The organism is Clostridium sp. DL1XJH146, from assembly GCF_054819755.1.
In genome coordinates this window covers 91,431-109,616 of sequence record NZ_JBTVVN010000003.1, presented here as the reverse complement: position 1 = coordinate 109,616, position 18,186 = coordinate 91,431, and the positions used below count along the sequence as shown (strand labels likewise).

Genomic DNA, 18,186 nt, shown 5'->3' with positions numbered 1-18,186 from the left:
TATGATATGATAAATATTAGTATTGTAAGTGGTTAATAAGTGAAATTTTTGATAAAGATAAACTTAATGAAAGAGTTTATATTTATGTGAGGGGACATAGAATATGAATAAATTAGCATTAAAAGGGAAAAGACAGTTACAAATAATATTTGTGATTCAATTAATTTTGCCAATAAATAAAATTCTTAAGGATATTAGTGGGATGGGTAGGCTAGATTATATAACCAATACGATAGGGTTTTTTATAATAATAGGAATATTCTATTTAGTATTTAAGAAAAATAATGGAGCTAAAAATCTTATAGCTTTCTTAGCAATTATAGATGGAGTATCTGGAATTACTGAAAGTATAATTATAAGGGATATTGTTTCAATAATAGTAGCAATAGGGTATCTTGCATGTGGTATTATGCTATTCAATTCAAAACCAATAAAAGCTTATATGAAAAATGATGAATAAAGCGAAAATTTACCAAGCTAGTTAGTGGTACTATAGTATAAAAACTATTATGATATCTTGAACTTCTCAGTTATATGTGATATTTAGAAGTTTAAAAAGATATATAAAATAATAAGTAAACCCCAATATCTAAATTTCATATTGGGGTTATGTTTTTAATTAAGTTGCTCTTTAGTACTTAGTATAACACGGAAGTATTTTTGTTATGATTTTTTTATATTGATCACTACATAAAAATTAATAAACATAAATATAGTAGATAGTAGCGCTAATAGTTTAAAGGAAAATGCTAATGAACAAGTATCGCCAACTTTCCCGATTAAAGGGAAAATAACTATCATAAAGAAGCTAAATATCATACTTTGAAAGGATATTATTGTTGCTCTATTTTCACTTGGTATTAGTTTATTTATATAATCTGAAGTAGCAATAAATATAATTACTTCTATAGCATTTAAAATTATAAAAAATACACTTTCATAATTCGTAAGAGCTATTCCCCAGGCACATATTACAAAGAGTAACGGCATAATCAGTAATAAGCCCTTTTGTTTTAGTATTTTTTCAATTTTGTAGACTTTAGAGGCAATTATAGCACAAATTAGTGAGGAGATTGATAAAATTACGCCTATTTTAAATTCATTGCTCCCGCCAGTTTTCCAGTAGTTTTGTAGATAATAAAAGAGACAAGTCGAGAAAGCACTTATAACATTTGTAAATATAATTAAAAAGGCTATTTGTGTGTTCTCTTTAAGTATGATGAGACTACTTGTTACTTGATTCTTTAAGACTTTAAAAACATTATATTCTTTTTTACTTTTTTTTATAATTTTGGGTTCTTCAAAAATCATAGCTTGGAAGATTGTTATTAAGGCGAAACTTGCACTAAGCCAAAAGGTAAAAAAATAACTCTTAGTAGCCAAGTAGCCACCTAGTAAAAAAGAAATTATAGAAGCTATTTGAAATATAGTTTCATTATTTCCGTTTATTTTCATAAATCTTTTTTCTTCATTAAGATCTTTAAGAGAATCATATACTAAGGCATCTCCTGCACCAGATTCTAAATTATATCCGAGAGCAAGTATAATAAAAGATAAAGCAAACATGTAGAAACCGTTTGAATATATAAGTATAATTGTACTAATGAAAGTAGCGATTCTTCCAAGAATTCTACTAACCTTTCTTCCAAATATATCAGCAACAGCTCCTGTAGGTACTTCCATAAGAAAAGAAGTAACATGAAATAATCCTTCTAACATTCCTAGTTGTAATAAAGTCATACCTTTAAAGGCTAAATATAGCATCCATAAGCCTTGTGTTAAATCTAAGCGCGATAAAAATATAAATATATAGTTTAAATAGATGTTTTTTTCTAGTTTGTTTTTATAGTTCAATGTAGTACCCTCCAATATAATTTTTTATCAGTTAATGTTATATAGACATACAGAGCTACAACGTAAACTAATACAAGTACGTAATTTGTTACACCATCAAATTTAGTACATGTATAAATTTAATTTCAGCTAAGTATGTCTTAGAATTGTTGATTTGAGGGTAAAGTGCAGAATAAAAAAACCTGAGCAGAGAAACTATTCAGGTAAATAAATTTAAAATTATATTTACATGCAATTTCTCTTTATGGCAAATTCATTATTAATTTAATTTTAGACGCACTTATCCCTTGGCCTCTAAAAATGAATGTTTGGTTTTGAATTTCACTTAAAAATTCTAAAATATTGAATTTGCTCATGAAGTAAATTACACCACCTTTTAGTATAAATTTATAATCAACTAATACAAATTATAGCATGATTTTACTTTCTTTGAAAATATAATTACCTCAAAGGGGATTTTCAAGAAACAACAGCTTCTTAATAAATATATTAAGAAAAATAAATTACAACACGACGAAGTAATTTATATTGGTGATGAGATAAGCGATATAATTTCCTGCAAAGCCAGCGGAGTAAAAAGTATTGCTGTTACCTGGGGTTATGATTCCGTAGAGCTTATTAAATCTGAAAAGCCTGACTTTATTGCTTTTGAGCCCTGTGACATACTACGGATTGTAGAGGAGTTAGCTTGAAGGCAATATAATGTAAAAATATTATTTATTAAGGGCATCGATTTTTCGTTTAGTATTATATCTATTAAGCCATTTATGAATAGTATTAATTTCTTTTAATCCTAAATCGTCGGTTAGGTCTTTATCATTAAATAATAAATCTAATATATGAATACCAATCTTTCCACCTCTAGTTAGGGATTCTACACATTCTTGGCAATAGGTTAATATATATTTAGAATTAGCCTCACTAGCTCTTTCTTTCATTTGAGTTAAAGCAATCTTATTATTAGTTACAGCAACCATCGCTCCTGAGCCACAACATTGAGTTTTTTCTCTAGAGTATTCAAGCTCTTCTATATTAAGGTTCATCTGTTTTGTTATTTCTCTTACAGAATCGTGGATTATAGTCTCATAGCGAGTGGGACATGGGTCGTGAATAGCAAATATTAAGTCATTGTAAGTTTCCTTATATGTACTAGGGATACCAATTTCAGCGATTTCTTGGTATAGAGATTTCACTTTAATGTTTGGGCTATTATTTTTGAGTGAATTATAGCAGTTTTCACAGGCTACTATTACTTCTGATACATTAGATTTTTCAAAATCATTTTGTAAACTGTCATAATAATTATTGAATTTCTTATTATCTCCAAGTGTGTGTGTAGGATTGCCACAACATTTTAGCATAATATCTATATCTCTATGTTTTTTCAAATATTCATAGGTTTTCATTACAAGGTCTGGACTATGAGAAGATAAACTACAGCCTGGGAAAAATACAGTTTTTTTCTTTCTGTCAGTAGACTTTTTAACCTTTGTAGTGAAAAGTTTAGAAAAACTATTTTTCTGATGAAATTCAACGGAGGTAGTGTTGATAGTTTTAAACACATCCATAGTGTTATCAACAATTTCTTCTCTCAAACTATGAAAGACTGTTGGTAAATCCACAGATTTTGGGCACACTTCCATACAGAGTCCACAATGGTTGCAAGAATAGGGGATAATGGCTTCTATTTTGCTAGTTTCTACTATATTTCCTAGAAGTTCTTTTGGGGAATTACAAAACTCATTTAGCATAGGGCATGTCTTCATACACAATTTGCAATCTATACACTTATCCCATTCTTTATATATATTCTCTTTTACAGGTTGACAAATTTGTGCTTTATCCATAGTAAAATCTCCTTTTGCATATTTTAAATATAAGGGTTTATTGATGACTACATACAAAATATAGTCTAACATGCATTATGATGAATATAAAATAGAAAAAAATTATATAAGCATGAATAGTTATTTGAAATATTAATAGAGAAACAGTTAAGAATAATTTGAGCCTATAAATATGATAATAATGAGATGTATAAGAATAAACGATAAAAATTATTATTTACACTTGATTATCTAAAAGTAATAAGATATAATAAAATTATTAGGACACGATTAATCTTAAACTAATGAATGGAGTGTAAAAATGAAAAAATACGATGTAGTCATTATAGGAGCAGGTTCAGGTGGACTTACAGTTGCTTTTACTGCAGTAGGATTTGGCAAGAAAGTTTTGATTATAGATAAGAATAAACCAGGTGGTGAATGTACTTGGTCAGGATGTGTTCCATCTAAAGCATTGATAAATGAAGCTAAAAAAGTAAATAATATTAAAAAGTATGTAAATGATTATGAATATGATAGTTCATTAGTATTTAAACATATAAGAGAAGTTAGAGAAGATATTTATAAACATGAAGATCCAGAAGCGCTCGCTAAAGCTGGTATTGACTTTATACAGGGAGAAGCTACTTTTAAGGATTCAAAAACATTAATGGTAGGAAAAGAAGAGATTATAGGTAAGAAATACTTTATAGCAACAGGTTCATCTCCTTTTGTTCCACCAATTAAAGGGCTTAATGAAACTAGTTATTTAACTAATGAATCTTTCTTTGAATTAGAATTTCTACCAAAATCAATTATAGTATTAGGTGGAGGGGCTATAGGGGTAGAATTAACACAGGCGATGAATCGGTTAGGTGTTAAAGTTGACTTAGTTGAAATGATGCCCACTATTTTATTTAGAGAAGAACTTGATATGGTAGATTCTCTTCAAAAGCAATTAGAAAAAGAAGGGGTTATATTACATACAGGAGCAAAAGCAGTTGAGGTAAAAGAGGATGGTAAAGTTTATTTAACTTATGAGAAAGAAGGAGTACAAGAAACTATTGAGGCTGACAAAATACTTGTGGCAATAGGACGAAAACCTAATATCGACGGTTTAGGACTAGATGAAACTGGAGTTAAATATAATAGAAAAGGAATTGAAGTTAATAAATATCTACAAACAGCTAATTCAATTATTTATGCAATTGGGGATGTGGTAGGTCCTTATCAATTTTCTCATATGGCAAATGTCCAAGGGATTTTAGCTACTCAAAATGCAGTACTACCTATTAAGAGAAATATTTCATACGACCATGTGGCTTGGGTTACTTTTACAGAACCAGAACTTGCAAGAGCGGGTATGACTGAAAAAGAAGCAAGAGAAAAGTACGGTGATAAAGTTAGGGTATATAATTATGATTTCAATGACCTCGATAGAACTAAGACTAAAGGTGAATCTATAGAGAAAATGAAGGTCATACTTAACTCTAGAGGTAAGGTTCTTGGAACTTCAATATTGTCAGATAGAGCTGGTGAAATGATTGGAGAAGTTCAGGTGCTTAAGACTTTAGGACACAACTTCGCTAAAATGGGCAAGATTATTCACCCATATCCAACTTATAGTGAGGTATTTTCAAAAATAGGAAAGCAAGTTATGGTAGATAATCTTCTAAATAATCCTGTTATAAAGTTGTTCAGAAAATAGATAAGGTTATAAATGATATGTTTTTTTTCGTATAAGTTAGTGATTAAAATTTTAAAGGTTATCTGTAGAGAGGTGATATTATGAATGAAGAAAATCTTTTGCTTGAGAGACAAATATGCTTTAGATTATATAAAACATCTAGAAAAATGACTCGTTTATATCAGCCTATTTTAAATGAATTAGGGCTGACTTATCCACAATACTTGGTAATGCTAGTTTTGTGGGAACATAAAATTATTGATTTTAAAGAATTAAGTGAGATATTAGACTTGAAGACAGGGACATTGACACCTATTGTACAAAAATTAGCAAATATAGGATATTTGACAAAACAAAAAAATAAAGAGGATAATCGAAAGATAGATGTGAGTATTACAGATGATGGTATGGATATAAAGAAGAAAGCTATAGATGTACCAAATAGCGTGTTCACAAAAATTGGAATGACTCCTAATAAGTATTATGAGTATGTGAAAATACTAGATGAGATAGGAGAGGCTTTGGATGAAGCAGAAAAAAAATAGAGGAGGTAGAGGTAAAATGTATTATGTATTATATATTGTTTTAGCAGTAGTTTTAGTTCTTGTTTTAAATTTAGCTATAGGGAATATGAAAGCACCAAGTAATCTAGGGGTCAATGATGGTAAATTAGCACCATTACCAAATAAACCAAATGCAGTATCTAGTCAAACAGATAAAAAGGAATTTTACGTAGAGCCATTTCCATTTAAAGAAAGTTTAGAGGTATCAAAGGAAGCTATAATTAAGGCCGTTAATAATTTTGGAGATGGTGAGATAGTAGTAAATGATACAGGATATATAAGAGTTATGTTTACAACACCTAAAATGAAATACCATGACGATGTTGAATTTTATTTTGATGACGAGGCAAAGGTGATCCATTTCCGCTCTGCTTCACGTGTTGGATACTCAGATATGGGGCTTAATAAAGAACGTTATGATAAGCTATATGATTACTATATAAAAGATGTTAAGTAACAGCGATTATATTTAATAAGGGGACATCGATATCATAAAAGATTGGAAATAAAGGCACAATACACAGTTTATTATAAGTGTGTATTGTGCCTTTTGTTGTTATTATTATTCTGCTTTTTCTTGCAGCTTTGTATTTCTATCATTCCATATTTTTTTACCTAAAAATATTAGTATACTTAATGAGAATAATATAAGAAGTCCAAATACGAACATTTTAGTACCACCAACTAGCATACCACCAACATATGAATATATAATAGTTGCAGGAAGTTGTCCTAGACCTGTTGCAAGTATAAATGACCATATTCCCATAGAAGTAAGCCCAGCAGCATAGCTAACTATATCAAAAGAGATAAAAGGAAGTAATCTAGCTATTACAATAGCATATTTGCCATATTTATCAAAGAAATCATCTATATGCTCTAATGCAAACTTACTTGTAAGTTTTTCTACTACATCTCTACCTAGTAAACGAGCTATATAAAAGCATAAAATAGCACCCACCATAGAGCTAGTCCAAGATAAAATAGCACCGTATACCCATCCAAATAATCCTGCATTAGCAAAAGTTATAATAAAAGCAGGTAACGGTGCAAGTACTGACTGAATTATCATTAGGAAAAATGAAACAACTGGAGCCCATACACCAAAGGAAAGAATGTATCCACGAGCCATATCTACATTGATTGCGCTTAGTATAAAGATTGATTGTTTCAATTGGTCACGAATAGGTTTAATACATATTAATAAAACTAAAGCTATCAAAATAGATAGCTTTATTAGATTTGATTTTTTCATTTTTTTCATAAAGGAGAACCCTCTCTTATTTTAAATTATATTATTGCCCTATTATTCAATAGGCAAATCCTCATTTGCTGACCATTCATAGTAAGAAGCATCATAATTTTTAGCATTTTCATATCCAGCCATGGCTAGAACTATTTGCAAATGAGCTGAACGTATACCGGCTGTACAATAAGTTACTATTTCATCATCTTTATTTAATCCTGCATCTGCAAATATTTTTTCAAGTTCATCAGCACTTTTTAAAGTTCCATCTTCATTTAAAAGAGTATTAAATGTTAGAAGTTTTGCATTTTTGATATGTCCGCCTCTTTTTTCACCATATTTTGTTGCACCATCGTACTCAGCTTTTTCTCTGCTATCTATAATTACAACATCTTCTAATTTATATTTAAGTTCATCTGTACTTATTGTAGTAGAAGTGTTAAGTTCCTCTACTTTAAAACTGCTTACTGTAGGAGTCGTAACTTCTTTAGATGTTTCATAATCATTACTTTCCCAGTAATTCCAACCACCATCTAGCATTTTTGAGTTATAGGCACCGGCCATTCTTAACATCCAAACGAATCTACCATCTTCTCCCCAGCCGCTTTCTGTATCTGCATAGATAACTAAAGTTTTTTCATTATCAACACCGATACTTGCTAGTTTTTCAGAAAGAGTTTCAGCATCTAAAACAGTTCCCCAATCAGTATCTCCAGGTGCGCCATCCATTTTAGCAAATCCTTGCCAAGATACGCTTATAGATCCAGGAATATGTCCTTTTGCATATGCTTCATCTCCACGTGCATCAAGAATTAGCACTTCATCATTTTCTAAATTTTCTTTTAACCAGTCTGCATCAACTAAATAACTAGTATCTGCATATGTAGCTACAACTTCTTCTTCATTTTCAGTATTATTGGTATTATTAGCTACAGTGTTACCTGCATCGTTATTATTAGTTTTTGAACTGCAGCCTGTTAAAGCTGCGCTAAGTAATGATATAGCCAAAGCTGAAACAATAAGTCTTTTAATATTTTTCATTGTAAAATCCCCCATTTATTATATAGTTTTAGTTCAACTAGAAAATGCATGAATTACCTATTGATTTATGCTTGTACATTTCTTAGAATATTAAACATATACAAGTATAAAAAATTTACATAGACACTCTAGGCTGACTTGTTTAAATATTATCTAGCATACATCGCGTAGTGTACCATATTTTATATTAATTATAAAATAGAAAAAAATTATATATAGAGTTATAGTTATTAAAATTATCTATAGTAAGTAAATAATTAGAAGTATAGGTTGATTATAGACCGGTTTATAGTGATATAATAATGAGATGCATAAATATATTTTATGCAAATTAAATTTTGTACTTTTGCAAAAAAAAGGGGTTTATAAGGATGAAAAGTTATTTTAAATTTATTATTTTGATATTATTGATTATAGTAGGCTTTGTAGTTGTAAGAGTACTTAATATACAAAATGTATCGCCGCAAGTTATAAAGCAATTTGTTCTATCATTTGGTATATATGCGCCAATGATATATATACTTGCTTATATTTTAAGGTCAGTTTTATTTTTTCCTGCATCTATATTTACTATAGCAGGAGGATTAACTTTCGGACCAGTTTGGGGTACTATATATGTTGTTATAGGGGCTTCGTTGGGTGCATATTTATCTTTTTTCCTATCTAGAATTTTAGGAAAGGAAGTAATTAATAAATGGATTGGTAGTAGGATTACAGGAACAAAATTAGACCAAGAGATTGGGTTTAAGGCAGTAGTTATATTTAGACTAATACCAATATTCCCTTTTGATGGAGTGAGTTATGTATCAGGATTCACTGATATTCCGTTTTGGAAATATGCATTAGCTACAACAATTGGAATTATTCCTGGTACCTTTGCATTTATATATTTAGGCTATTCATTGAATAATCCTATTTCAAAAACTTTTTTTATAGCAATTGGGTTACTGGTATTATTGATGATAGTTCCTTCAGTTTATAAGAAGATTAGTGCAAAGAAAAAAGAGGAAAAGCATTTATAAAATATCTATTATGAAATCTTATTTAGTTCTTTTGAAAAAATTATGAATCACAATAGATAGGAGGAGGAAAACTTGGATAGCTTTAATTTAGATAGTAATCTAAAGGAAATCCTTTTGATAGGTGGTGGACATGTTCATGTGCACGTTATAAAAGAATTGAAAGAATACATAAAAAAAGGTTATAACATAACTTTAATTTCTGACGGACGATTTCAATATTATTCAGGTATGGCTGCCTCTTATCTTGAAAATATATACGAATTAGAAGAAATTGTTTTTGACCTTCAAGAAATTTGTAGGGGATACTCTGTGAAGTTCATTCAAAAAGAAGTAGAAAAAATAGATAGCATAAATAAAAAAGTGTGGTTAAATGATGGCACTTTTGAAAATTACTCAATTTTATCTATAAATATGGGTTCAACTATAGCTTTTAAAGATATGGCTAATAAGTATGAAAATGTGGTTACTGTAAAGCCATTATCAAATTTATCTAGTATAAAAGCAGCAATAGAAAAGTTACATAGTGAAGAGAAAATTGTTATTCTTGGAGGGGGAGCAGCAGGAGTAGAAATAGCATGTGCTCTAAGAGTAAACTTAAATCAATTACACAAAAACATTGACATTACTATTGTTGATGGCAATAATAGTATATTAAAAGGATTTAATGATAAAGCAAAAAAGATTGCTACTAAGAGAATTTTAGAATTAGGAATTAAAACTGAATTAAACAGTAGAGTAAAAGATATACAAAAAAATAATATAGTACTAGATAATGGGCAAACAGTACAATATAATTTGTTAATTATAGCATCTGGGGCAAAGGCTTCAAATGTTTTTATGAACAGTGATTTTTCTTGTGATAAAAAAGGGTATCCATGGATTGAAAGTACCCTTCAAACGAAAACTGATAATCATATTTTTGCTGTTGGGGATTGTGCCAGTTTTCAAGAATATACGCATGTTAAAAAAATAGGTGTTTATGCAATTAAGGAAGCACCTATTCTAGAAGAAAATATTAAGAGGATATTAGGAAGTAAAACATTAGTAGAATATTTACCTCAAAATAAATACCTGCTTATAGTATCATTAGGAGATAAGAAAGCCTTGTTAATTTACGATAAAGTTTCATTCTACGGAAGAATACCATGGGCTATTAAGAATTATATTGATAAGAGCTTTATGAAAAAGAAATAATTAACTTTAAGAAAAGTATGCTAGGAGGAGTATTTATGATTGATACAAAATATAGAAAACGTGTTCAACCATGGTTTGATTACTTAGCTAAAGGGTTTGTTAAGTGTAAGCTATCACCTAATATTATAACAATAGCTGCATTTATTATTGGTATAATAGCTAGTGTTTTTCTTTCGCAAGGATTTATTATTATTGCCTTAGTTTTACTCTGGATGTCAGGGTTGTTTGACGTTATAGACGGCACTGTGGCGAGGCTTACCAATAAATCTAGTAGAGCAGGGGCCTATATGGATTTGGTTTTTGACCGTATGGTTGAAGCTGCTGTTATATTAGGGTTCTATTTTTGGTATCCGGAGTATTCTTTCGCATATTTAGTCTTCTTTATTTCAGTTATCTTTAATTTTTCAACATTTATGGTAGCAGGGGCACTTTTTCGAAATGAAGGGAGTAAAAGTATGCACTATGATATAGGGATAGCAGAGCGTACGGAAACTTTTATTGCTTTTAGTTTGATGATGATATTTAATCAATATTTATTTTGGATACTTATGATATTTAATGCTATAATTTTTATAACTGGTATTATAAGATTTTTTAGAATAGTTAGATATGATATATAAAACATATAAAACATATAAAACCTACAAAAAACCTCAAGGGGGAAAATTTTTTGTAGGTTTTCTTATATTTATATGTAACATTTTAAATTATATGAAGTATAATATTTAAAAGGTGGTTGATATTATGGAATATAATGTTAGAAGCAACTTCAACAACTTAATTATTTATGAAGTTATGGTTTCATCATTTATAGATGGGGATCGAGATCTTGGATACAGGACTGGATTTGGTCCAAGCAGTTTTGGTGGAGATTTAAAAGGAATAAAAGAGGCATTGCCTTATATAAAAGACTTAGGAGTAAATATGATATGGATCACTCCTATTTTCGATTCTGATGGAGATTCTAAGCTTGATTCTACAGGGTATTTTGCAAGAGATTATTATAAAGTAGATTCAAGATTTGGTACTATAGAAGATGCTAAAAATCTAGTTAAGGAAGCACATAATATTGGATTGTATGTTATTTTAGACGGCGTTTTTGGACATCATAAGAGCGATGTTAAAGCTTCCCCAGAAGGTCTTAAACCTTTTGGAGAGGATGGTTTAGTTTCATATCCAGAAAGTTTGGAGTTTTATAAAGGTGTTGCAACCTTTTGGATTGATGAGTTAGAAATTGATGGATGGAGGTTTGACCAAAGTTATCAGCTTTCAGCTCCAGACCAGGATAGAAATTACTGGATAGATATACGGAGAGCTGTTGAGGATAAATGTAAGGAGAGAAAAAATGAAGGAAAAAAGTGGGGCATTTTAGGATATATGGTTGGTGAGGACTGGAATGGAGACCCTAAGGTTATTGCTGAAAGAACTTATGGAACAGAGGACAAGCCAGGATTATACTCTGCCTTCAATTTTCCACTAAGATATAAATTAGTACAGGTTTTGGCTACTCAAGAAATAGTAGATACATATAATGCATATGGAAGACCTGCATCTGTTTTGAACGAAGGATTGAATAATGAAGCTGTATATCCAAGTTATGCAATACCTAATTTAATGATAGGAAATCATGATCTAGTGAGGTTTGGTGATTTGATAGAAAGAGCACCAAATCTAAGCTATGGAAAAGAAAATGATGATTATTGGAAAAGATATAAGATAGCCTTTAGCTTTTTAGTGGCATATACGGGTCCTATTACTATATATTATGGGGAAGAAATTGGTGATGAAGTTAGTGGTTTTGTAAATAATGGAGATGAAGGTTTTTATGATGACCATGTATCAAGAACAAATGGGCAGATAATGAATTTATCATCACAGCAAGAGGATTTGCGTAGTTATGTGGCTACACTTATAAATGTAAGAAAAAATAATAGAGCTCTATGGAATGGAAAGAGAACAAATATAATAGCTAATGATATAATTTTTGTGGACCTTAAAGAAGATGAAGATAATAGAGTTATTTATGTACTCAATATTTCAACTGCAAAGCAAACTATAAATATCCCTAAGGAAAAGATTGATGGAAATTTTGTAGAAGATTTGATATCGGGCGATAAAATAGAGAGTTATGAAAATATATATAACATCCAAATTGATGGACTTTCTGCAAGATTTCTGATAGTTAAATATTAAACAAATTCATTGTATTATATTGGAAAGTTATATATAATTATTACTATAGAAGTATAAATTAACTATAATCTTATTGCATTGAAATTCAATATCTAATGAAAGTTAGATGAAACTTTTATGTAAAAATTAATATCTATATTAATTAGGCGGTGTTATATGGAAAAAAACTATCAAAGGGTGTTAGAAGATTTAGAGAATTATTATGGAGATTGGTTCAAGGATGAAGAAGTTTTGGAAAAAGGTAAAATGACAGCAAATAATTATCCTTACAATGAAATGTTCTCACCTATTACTATCAATAGGTTGAAGGTAAAAAACAGGTTAGTTATGGCGCCTATGGGTAATGTGCAAATGGCGGAAGAAACAGGTAGACCAAATGAGAAAATGATACAATATTTTGTGGAAAGAGCTAAAGGTGGAGTGGGCTTGATTACTTCAGGATTAGTTCCTACTAGCTTTGGTATTGACAATTCTCTTATAGAAAAAGGAAATCTTTCTTATTTTCCTAGAATAGATAGGTCACGTACGGTTTTTTCTGGATGGAGAGATTTAGCAGCTGGAGTGCATGCACATGGGTCAAAATTTTTTATTCAGTTAACACCAGGGCTTGGAAGGGTAGGAAATCCTCAATGTCTTGTAAATTCTCTTAAATTTCCTGTATCGGCTTCATGGAATCCTAATTATTATATGTCAGATGTGCCATGTAAACGTTTGACTGATGGTCAGTGTAAGAAGATTATTAAAAATACAGGTCAAGCTGCAGCTGATGCAAAGGCTGCAAATATTGATGGGGTTTACTTACATGGGCATGAAGGATACTTATTAGAGCAAATGACAAACCCAGCTTTCAACAGACGTAAAATAGGTAAATATGCAGATTGGCAAAGGTTTGGATTAGATATGGTAAAAGAAATTAGAAGACGATGCGGTGATAGGTATCCTATTATGTATAGAATAGATCTATCACTTGTTTTGAATATTACTTACGAATCAAAAATGGATACAGAAAAAGGTCTTAAAAAGTTCAAAAATGAAAGAACAGTAGAAATGACTTTAGATTATATGAAGAACCTTGTACAAGCAGGCGTAGACATTTTTGATGTTGATTTAGGTTGTTATGATAATTGGTGGTTACCTCATCCACCGGCATCGATGCCACCTGGATGCTTTTTAGATATTTCAAAAATTGTTAAAGATTATTTTAAAGATAATAATATTCTTTCAAATGCAGGTGTTGAAGTCCCTGTAGTTGCCGTTGGTAAGTTAGGATATCCTGATTTAGCTGAACAAGCACTTAGAGATAATAAATGTGATATGGTTATGCTTGGCAGACCACTTTTAGCAGATCCTAAGTGGCCAATGAAAGCATATAAGGGAGAGATAGATAGAATTATTCCATGTATTGGTTGCCAAGAAGGTTGCATTAATGAATTCGTTGAAGGTGGACATCCTCAATGTGCTGTAAATCCTAGAACTGCTTTTGAAAATATTTATCCTGAAACTTTCACAAAGACAGAGAAGGTTAAAAAAATAGCAGTTATTGGGTCAGGTCCTGCAGCAATTACATTTGCTTGTATAGCTGCAAAAAGAGGACATGATGTAACTATTTATGAAAAAGATATGCAAATTGGAGGAATGTTAAATCCAGGTTCAGAGCCATCTATAAAATATGAAATTAAAAATTATATAGCTTATTTAGGGAAATTAATAGAGGATACAAAAGAACAATACAAGTTAAGTATAGAGTTTGGACTAGAAATGACAGAAGAAAGTTTAAAAGATAAAGGATTTGATGTAATTGTAACGGCAACAGGTACAAAACCAGCATGTCCTAATATACCGGGTATTGATAAGGCACATGTACACCAAGCTATTGATATTTTAGGGAAGAGAGAATTAGCAAAAGACGCTACTAATATTGTAGTAGTTGGTGGTGGCGTAGTTGGATGTGAAGTGGCATATATGCTCAAGTATGAAATGAATAAAAATGTAAAAATTCTTGAAATGGAACCTTATTTCATGAATCATACTTGTACTGCTAATAGAGGGCATATAATTCATTATCTTGAAAAAGGAGAAGTAGAGCTATTAAATTGTACTGCCTTAAAAAGCATTGGTGAAAAATCAATTTTAGTTTCAAAAAATACATCAAATACAGTTCCTAATCCATATATAACCTGGAAACCTATTTTACCTGAAAATGTAGAAAACCCACTTGCAAAGAAGATTAAAGAAGAAAATCAAGAAGTGGATATGGAATGTGATTTAGTAGTTCTTGCTATGGGTGGTAGGTCTAATGATGCTCTTTATTATGAATGTGTAGGAAATAATACAGCAAAAGAAATTTATAATATTGGTGATTCTTTCGTTCAACACAAAGTTCTAGAGGCAACACGAGCTGCTTATGCGCTTGGAATAAGTATATAGGGGGATTATATGGAATATAAAATGGAACTGACTAGGGAAGAAAAAGATATTCTAGAAGGAAAACAAGGTGAAACACTTCAGAAGGTTTTGAAGACATTAGTTATGTATGGAGAAGTATTTGAAGCTAAAAGATTAGTCTCTATTGATGCACCAGCTCATCTCGTGACTTCTTTTGGGGTTTCTATTTTAAAGCCTTTGTATGAAATGATGGACGAATTAGTGGAAAATAATATAAAAACTAAAGAGCCATTTACTGTGGACCCTAGGCCAACTGATTATGAAAATGTTAAGGCAAATATGCTTCAAAAGCTTGTGTTTAAATTTGTATATGGGAAACAAAATGAGTATGAAAAACAGTTGCAAAAGGTAGGCCTTAAAAATAGTAACGCATTCACATGTACGTGTTATTTAGATGAGGTTGGAAATCAACCAAAACAAGGAGATATATTATCATGGGCAGAGTCTTCGGCCGTAGTATATGCCAATTCTGTGCTTGGTGCAAGGAGCAATAGGAACTCAGCTATTATGGAGTTGTTTGGGGCTATTATAGGCAAAGTCCCAGAGTTTGATTTATTAACAGATGAAGGAAGAAAAGCAACCTGGGTTATAGAAGTAAAAACTACAAAGATACCTGAAGCTCAAATATTAGGAAGTGCTATTGGACTTAAAGTTGTTGAAGAAGTCCCATATATTAAAGGCCTTGATAAATTTTTAGGCAATACTTTAAATGATTCAGCAAAATCCTATTTTAAAGATATGGGAGCAGCAAGTGCTTCTAATGGGTCTGTTGGATTGTATCATGTAGAAGGGTTAACTCCTGAAGCTGTTTCATTAGGGACTGATTTAATTAGTAGTAATGTAAAAACTTATGTCATTGATGATGCTGAATTAGAAAGAGTTTATAAGTCTTATCCAGTGATTTGGAAAGATAAAGAGGCTAAACCTAAAATATGTTTTATAGGGTGTCCGCATCTTTCATTTAGTCAGATTTATCAGTGGTACGAAAATATTAAGACTGGATTACTTGAAAATAATCAAAGCAAAGTAGCCCTAAGAACTATATTTTGCTGCGCTCCTGATGTACTTCAGAGGTTTATTAAAGAAGATAAAGAAAAATATGATGAATTAAAAAATCTTGGAGTTAATTTTACATCAATCTGTCCATTAATGTATATGAATAACCCTACTTGTGGTAAGCAACCAGTTATTACAAATTCTAATAAATTAAGAACCTATACTTCTAGTAGATATTATAAAGATGAAGATATCATTAAAATAATTGCAACTGGGAGGTGTTTATAATGGGTGAAAATAAAAGCATTAGTAATATAAAAGAAGCTACTGTTAATGAGAAAAGATTTAAGGGCAGAGTAATTATTGCTGGAGAGTTTAAAGGAAAATCTGTTGTTTCGAAAGAAGGAGTAAATACTCTAGCAACTTTTCAGAAAAGTGCTTTAAAGAAGGCAAAAGAAGCAATTTGTGCAGATCAAAACAATCCAGATTTATATAATAAAAACTTAACAGGTAAAGTTTTGTGTTTACCAACAACCATTGGTTCTACTACAGGAGGTCTGGTTTTGCAAACAGTATGCAAAATGGGCATAGCTCCTTCTGTTATGTTATTTTCAGAACATATAGATTCCTTAGCAGCAGCTGGTGTTATACTATCTGATATATGGACAGATAATACTATTATTGCTATTGATCAATTAGGTGAAGAATTTTTATCTTATATGGAAGATGATATGGAAGTAGAAGTTATGAAAGATGGAGAAGTAATTGTACGAAGGGTATAGTTAAAGGTTTTAATAAAGGGCTGTATTTTAAAGAAGTGTTGATATTAATAAGATTATTTGTATAATAGTTTAAATATCAATATTATTTTAAAACAGAACTTAAAAATGAAACATAAGTAGCTAGTGAGCTACTTATGTTTCATTTAACGTTAATTAGTTAAAATTATTCTTTAATATATGAACAACAATAATCAGTAGTTTCTTTTACAACTAGTTTGAAACTTGAGTTTGCAGGTACTTCAAACTCACTGCCAGATAGGAAGTTTTCCCATTTTTCACTTCCAGGTAGTTTTACATCTAGATTTCCTGCGGTAATTTCCATTAATTCTTTGTCTTCTGTTCCAAATTCATATTCTCCAGGTAACATTATACCCAAAGTTTTCTTTTCGCCATTTTCAAATAATACAACTCTACTTGTAACTTTTCCATCAAAATAAATATTTGCTTTTTTTAATATTGATACTTTTTCAAAATTATCCATTTGAATTCCTCCTTAAAGTTGTTCTAGTAGTATAATTATAATTGCTTTTTATAGAAAATTCTACTTTATAATTGATGTATAAACTATATATATCAAATCTTATGATTATTATGAAGAGGATGGAGATTCAAGAGATGAAAAAGAAGAATTAAGAATGAGATTTTGACAATTTATAATGAGTAAAAGGTTGTCGGAAAAACTTCTTGACTTATCTTAATTTATTAATATAATTTAATTGAAATGACGATATGTATTTTGTTAGTAATGGGTTGAGGTGATGGGAAAATGATGAATGTAATATTTGTGTATATTTTAATATTAGTTGCAAAAATAATTGAAGTAACATTAGCAACCACTAGAATTGTATTAATTACTAAAGGTGAAAAATTATTAGGATCTATAATTGGATTTTTTGAAGTCATAATTTGGGTTATTATTATATCAACGGTATTAAAGGACATAACTAGTGATCCTATTAAAGTAGTTGTATATGCTCTAGGTTTTGCTCTAGGAAATTATTTAGGGTCAATTGTTGAAGAAAAACTTAGTTTTGGTACATTAAGGCTAGAAGCTATAGTAAAGGAAAAAGATGGTGATGAGTTAGTTAAAACTTTGAGAGATAAAGGATTTGCTGTTACGGTTCTTAAAGGTAAAGGAATGAATTCGGAACGATATGTTTTGATTATGAATATAAAGAGAAGAAAATTATCAGAAGCAACTCAGTTGATAAGAGAGTTACAAAGTAATGTTGTAATTACAATTAATGATATTAAGCCGGTTTATGGAGGATATGGTTTAATAAAGAAATAAATATTTTCTTATTTAAGTTCACTTAGAATAGGGTGATGTTTTTTTT

18 protein-coding genes are annotated in these 18,186 nt (G+C 30.3%); 13 read left to right on the top strand and 5 right to left on the bottom strand.

Features of this window, described 5'->3' with window-relative positions:
• The first annotated feature begins 103 nt into the window (after positions 1 to 103).
• Entirely contained in the window at positions 104 to 460 is a 357-nt protein-coding gene (locus tag ACVHXK_RS02875; RefSeq protein WP_461204849.1) for a hypothetical protein, read from the top strand.
• Between the two features lie 203 nt (positions 461 to 663).
• On the opposite strand, the gene ACVHXK_RS02870 is transcribed toward ACVHXK_RS02875, so the two are convergent.
• Positions 664 to 1,854, bottom strand: coding sequence for an MFS transporter (locus ACVHXK_RS02870; RefSeq protein ID WP_461204848.1), 1,191 nt, complete (start codon positions 1,852 to 1,854; stop codon positions 664 to 666).
• Between the two features lie 437 nt (positions 1,855 to 2,291).
• Here ACVHXK_RS02870 and ACVHXK_RS02865 point away from each other — a divergent pair, with 437 nt between their 5' ends.
• On the top strand, positions 2,292 to 2,546 hold the full coding sequence (locus ACVHXK_RS02865; RefSeq protein ID WP_461204896.1) for an HAD hydrolase-like protein: 255 nt from the start codon (positions 2,292 to 2,294) through the stop codon (positions 2,544 to 2,546).
• A gap of 21 nt (positions 2,547 to 2,567) precedes the next feature.
• On the opposite strand, the gene ACVHXK_RS02860 is transcribed toward ACVHXK_RS02865, so the two are convergent.
• Positions 2,568 to 3,701 carry a (Fe-S)-binding protein gene (locus ACVHXK_RS02860; protein ID WP_461204847.1) on the bottom strand — a complete coding sequence of 378 codons (1,134 nt, stop codon included), beginning with the start codon at positions 3,699 to 3,701 and terminating at the stop codon, positions 2,568 to 2,570.
• Positions 3,702 to 4,002: 301 nt separating this feature from the next.
• Here ACVHXK_RS02860 and ACVHXK_RS02855 point away from each other — a divergent pair, with 301 nt between their 5' ends.
• From ACVHXK_RS02855 to ACVHXK_RS02845, 3 genes are all read left to right on the top strand, one after another.
• Entirely contained in the window at positions 4,003 to 5,388 is a 1,386-nt protein-coding gene (locus ACVHXK_RS02855; protein WP_461204846.1) for a dihydrolipoyl dehydrogenase family protein, read from the top strand.
• 80 nt (positions 5,389 to 5,468) lie between these two features.
• The gene (locus tag ACVHXK_RS02850; RefSeq protein WP_461204845.1) at positions 5,469 to 5,912 is read left to right on the top strand and encodes a MarR family winged helix-turn-helix transcriptional regulator; all 444 of its coding nucleotides are present in this window, start codon (positions 5,469 to 5,471) and stop codon (positions 5,910 to 5,912) included.
• A complete protein-coding gene (locus ACVHXK_RS02845; RefSeq protein ID WP_461204844.1) occupies positions 5,893 to 6,387 on the top strand; it encodes a DUF1499 domain-containing protein in 495 nt (164 codons plus the stop codon). Before ACVHXK_RS02850 ends, ACVHXK_RS02845 begins: the two co-directional genes overlap by 20 nt.
• 105 nt (positions 6,388 to 6,492) lie before the next feature.
• Here the strand turns inward: ACVHXK_RS02845 and ACVHXK_RS02840 are convergent, their stop codons facing one another.
• Together ACVHXK_RS02840 and ACVHXK_RS02835 are read right to left on the bottom strand one after the other, a co-directional pair.
• Complete coding sequence (locus ACVHXK_RS02840; RefSeq protein WP_461204843.1) at positions 6,493 to 7,194, bottom strand: TVP38/TMEM64 family protein; 702 nt, start codon at positions 7,192 to 7,194, stop codon at positions 6,493 to 6,495.
• Positions 7,195 to 7,236: 42 nt separating this feature from the next.
• Positions 7,237 to 8,217: a sulfurtransferase gene (locus tag ACVHXK_RS02835; RefSeq protein WP_461204842.1), complete on the bottom strand. Its 981-nt coding sequence runs from the start codon at positions 8,215 to 8,217 to the stop codon at positions 7,237 to 7,239.
• 371 nt (positions 8,218 to 8,588) lie between these two features.
• On the opposite strand from ACVHXK_RS02835, the gene ACVHXK_RS02830 reads away from it, so the two are divergent.
• The 7 genes from ACVHXK_RS02830 (at position 8,589) to ACVHXK_RS02800 (ending at position 16,849) form a co-directional block, all read left to right on the top strand.
• Positions 8,589 to 9,239 (top strand): TVP38/TMEM64 family protein, encoded by a 651-nt coding sequence (locus ACVHXK_RS02830; RefSeq protein ID WP_461204841.1) that lies wholly within the window; start codon positions 8,589 to 8,591, stop codon positions 9,237 to 9,239.
• Between the two features lie 72 nt (positions 9,240 to 9,311).
• Positions 9,312 to 10,433, top strand: a complete 1,122-nt coding sequence (locus ACVHXK_RS02825; RefSeq protein ID WP_461204840.1) for an NAD(P)/FAD-dependent oxidoreductase — start codon at positions 9,312 to 9,314, stop codon at positions 10,431 to 10,433.
• Positions 10,434 to 10,468: 35 nt separating this feature from the next.
• Positions 10,469 to 11,053, top strand: coding sequence for a CDP-alcohol phosphatidyltransferase family protein (locus ACVHXK_RS02820; protein WP_461204839.1), 585 nt, complete (start codon positions 10,469 to 10,471; stop codon positions 11,051 to 11,053).
• 124 nt (positions 11,054 to 11,177) lie between these two features.
• The gene (locus ACVHXK_RS02815) at positions 11,178 to 12,626 is read left to right on the top strand and encodes an alpha-amylase family glycosyl hydrolase (RefSeq protein WP_461204838.1); all 1,449 of its coding nucleotides are present in this window, start codon (positions 11,178 to 11,180) and stop codon (positions 12,624 to 12,626) included.
• Positions 12,627 to 12,782: 156 nt separating this feature from the next.
• Positions 12,783 to 15,053 carry an oxidoreductase gene (locus tag ACVHXK_RS02810; protein WP_461204837.1) on the top strand — a complete coding sequence of 757 codons (2,271 nt, stop codon included), beginning with the start codon at positions 12,783 to 12,785 and terminating at the stop codon, positions 15,051 to 15,053.
• 9 nt (positions 15,054 to 15,062) lie between these two features.
• The gene (locus ACVHXK_RS02805; protein ID WP_461204836.1) at positions 15,063 to 16,355 is read left to right on the top strand and encodes an aconitase X; all 1,293 of its coding nucleotides are present in this window, start codon (positions 15,063 to 15,065) and stop codon (positions 16,353 to 16,355) included.
• Positions 16,355 to 16,849, top strand: a complete 495-nt coding sequence (locus ACVHXK_RS02800) for an aconitase X swivel domain-containing protein (RefSeq protein ID WP_461204835.1) — start codon at positions 16,355 to 16,357, stop codon at positions 16,847 to 16,849. Before ACVHXK_RS02805 ends, ACVHXK_RS02800 begins: the two co-directional genes overlap by 1 nt.
• Before the next feature lie 163 nt (positions 16,850 to 17,012).
• Here ACVHXK_RS02800 and ppnP read toward each other — a convergent pair whose 3' ends face one another.
• Positions 17,013 to 17,330, bottom strand: coding sequence for a pyrimidine/purine nucleoside phosphorylase (ppnP, locus tag ACVHXK_RS02795; protein WP_461204834.1), 318 nt, complete (start codon positions 17,328 to 17,330; stop codon positions 17,013 to 17,015).
• Positions 17,331 to 17,615: 285 nt separating this feature from the next.
• On the opposite strand from ppnP, the gene ACVHXK_RS02790 reads away from it, so the two are divergent.
• Positions 17,616 to 18,140 carry a DUF2179 domain-containing protein gene (locus ACVHXK_RS02790; RefSeq protein ID WP_461204833.1) on the top strand — a complete coding sequence of 175 codons (525 nt, stop codon included), beginning with the start codon at positions 17,616 to 17,618 and terminating at the stop codon, positions 18,138 to 18,140.
• Positions 18,141 to 18,186 lie beyond the last annotated feature (46 nt).

Coding starts and splice junctions, on each gene's coding strand:
- ACVHXK_RS02875 (WP_461204849.1), top strand. CDS start 104: ATGAATAAATTAGCATTAAAAGGGAAAAGACAGTTACAAATAATATTT.
- ACVHXK_RS02860 (WP_461204847.1), bottom strand. CDS start 3,701: ATGGATAAAGCACAAATTTGTCAACCTGTAAAAGAGAATATATATAAA.
- ACVHXK_RS02855 (WP_461204846.1), top strand. CDS start 4,003: ATGAAAAAATACGATGTAGTCATTATAGGAGCAGGTTCAGGTGGACTT.
- ACVHXK_RS02850 (WP_461204845.1), top strand. CDS start 5,469: ATGAATGAAGAAAATCTTTTGCTTGAGAGACAAATATGCTTTAGATTA.
- ACVHXK_RS02845 (WP_461204844.1), top strand. CDS start 5,893: ATGAAGCAGAAAAAAAATAGAGGAGGTAGAGGTAAAATGTATTATGTA.
- ACVHXK_RS02840 (WP_461204843.1), bottom strand. CDS start 7,194: ATGAAAAAAATGAAAAAATCAAATCTAATAAAGCTATCTATTTTGATA.
- ACVHXK_RS02835 (WP_461204842.1), bottom strand. CDS start 8,217: ATGAAAAATATTAAAAGACTTATTGTTTCAGCTTTGGCTATATCATTA.
- ACVHXK_RS02830 (WP_461204841.1), top strand. CDS start 8,589: ATGAAAAGTTATTTTAAATTTATTATTTTGATATTATTGATTATAGTA.
- ACVHXK_RS02820 (WP_461204839.1), top strand. CDS start 10,469: ATGATTGATACAAAATATAGAAAACGTGTTCAACCATGGTTTGATTAC.
- ACVHXK_RS02815 (WP_461204838.1), top strand. CDS start 11,178: ATGGAATATAATGTTAGAAGCAACTTCAACAACTTAATTATTTATGAA.
- ACVHXK_RS02810 (WP_461204837.1), top strand. CDS start 12,783: ATGGAAAAAAACTATCAAAGGGTGTTAGAAGATTTAGAGAATTATTAT.
- ACVHXK_RS02805 (WP_461204836.1), top strand. CDS start 15,063: ATGGAATATAAAATGGAACTGACTAGGGAAGAAAAAGATATTCTAGAA.
- ACVHXK_RS02800 (WP_461204835.1), top strand. CDS start 16,355: ATGGGTGAAAATAAAAGCATTAGTAATATAAAAGAAGCTACTGTTAAT.
- ppnP (WP_461204834.1), bottom strand. CDS start 17,330: ATGGATAATTTTGAAAAAGTATCAATATTAAAAAAAGCAAATATTTAT.
- ACVHXK_RS02790 (WP_461204833.1), top strand. CDS start 17,616: ATGATGAATGTAATATTTGTGTATATTTTAATATTAGTTGCAAAAATA.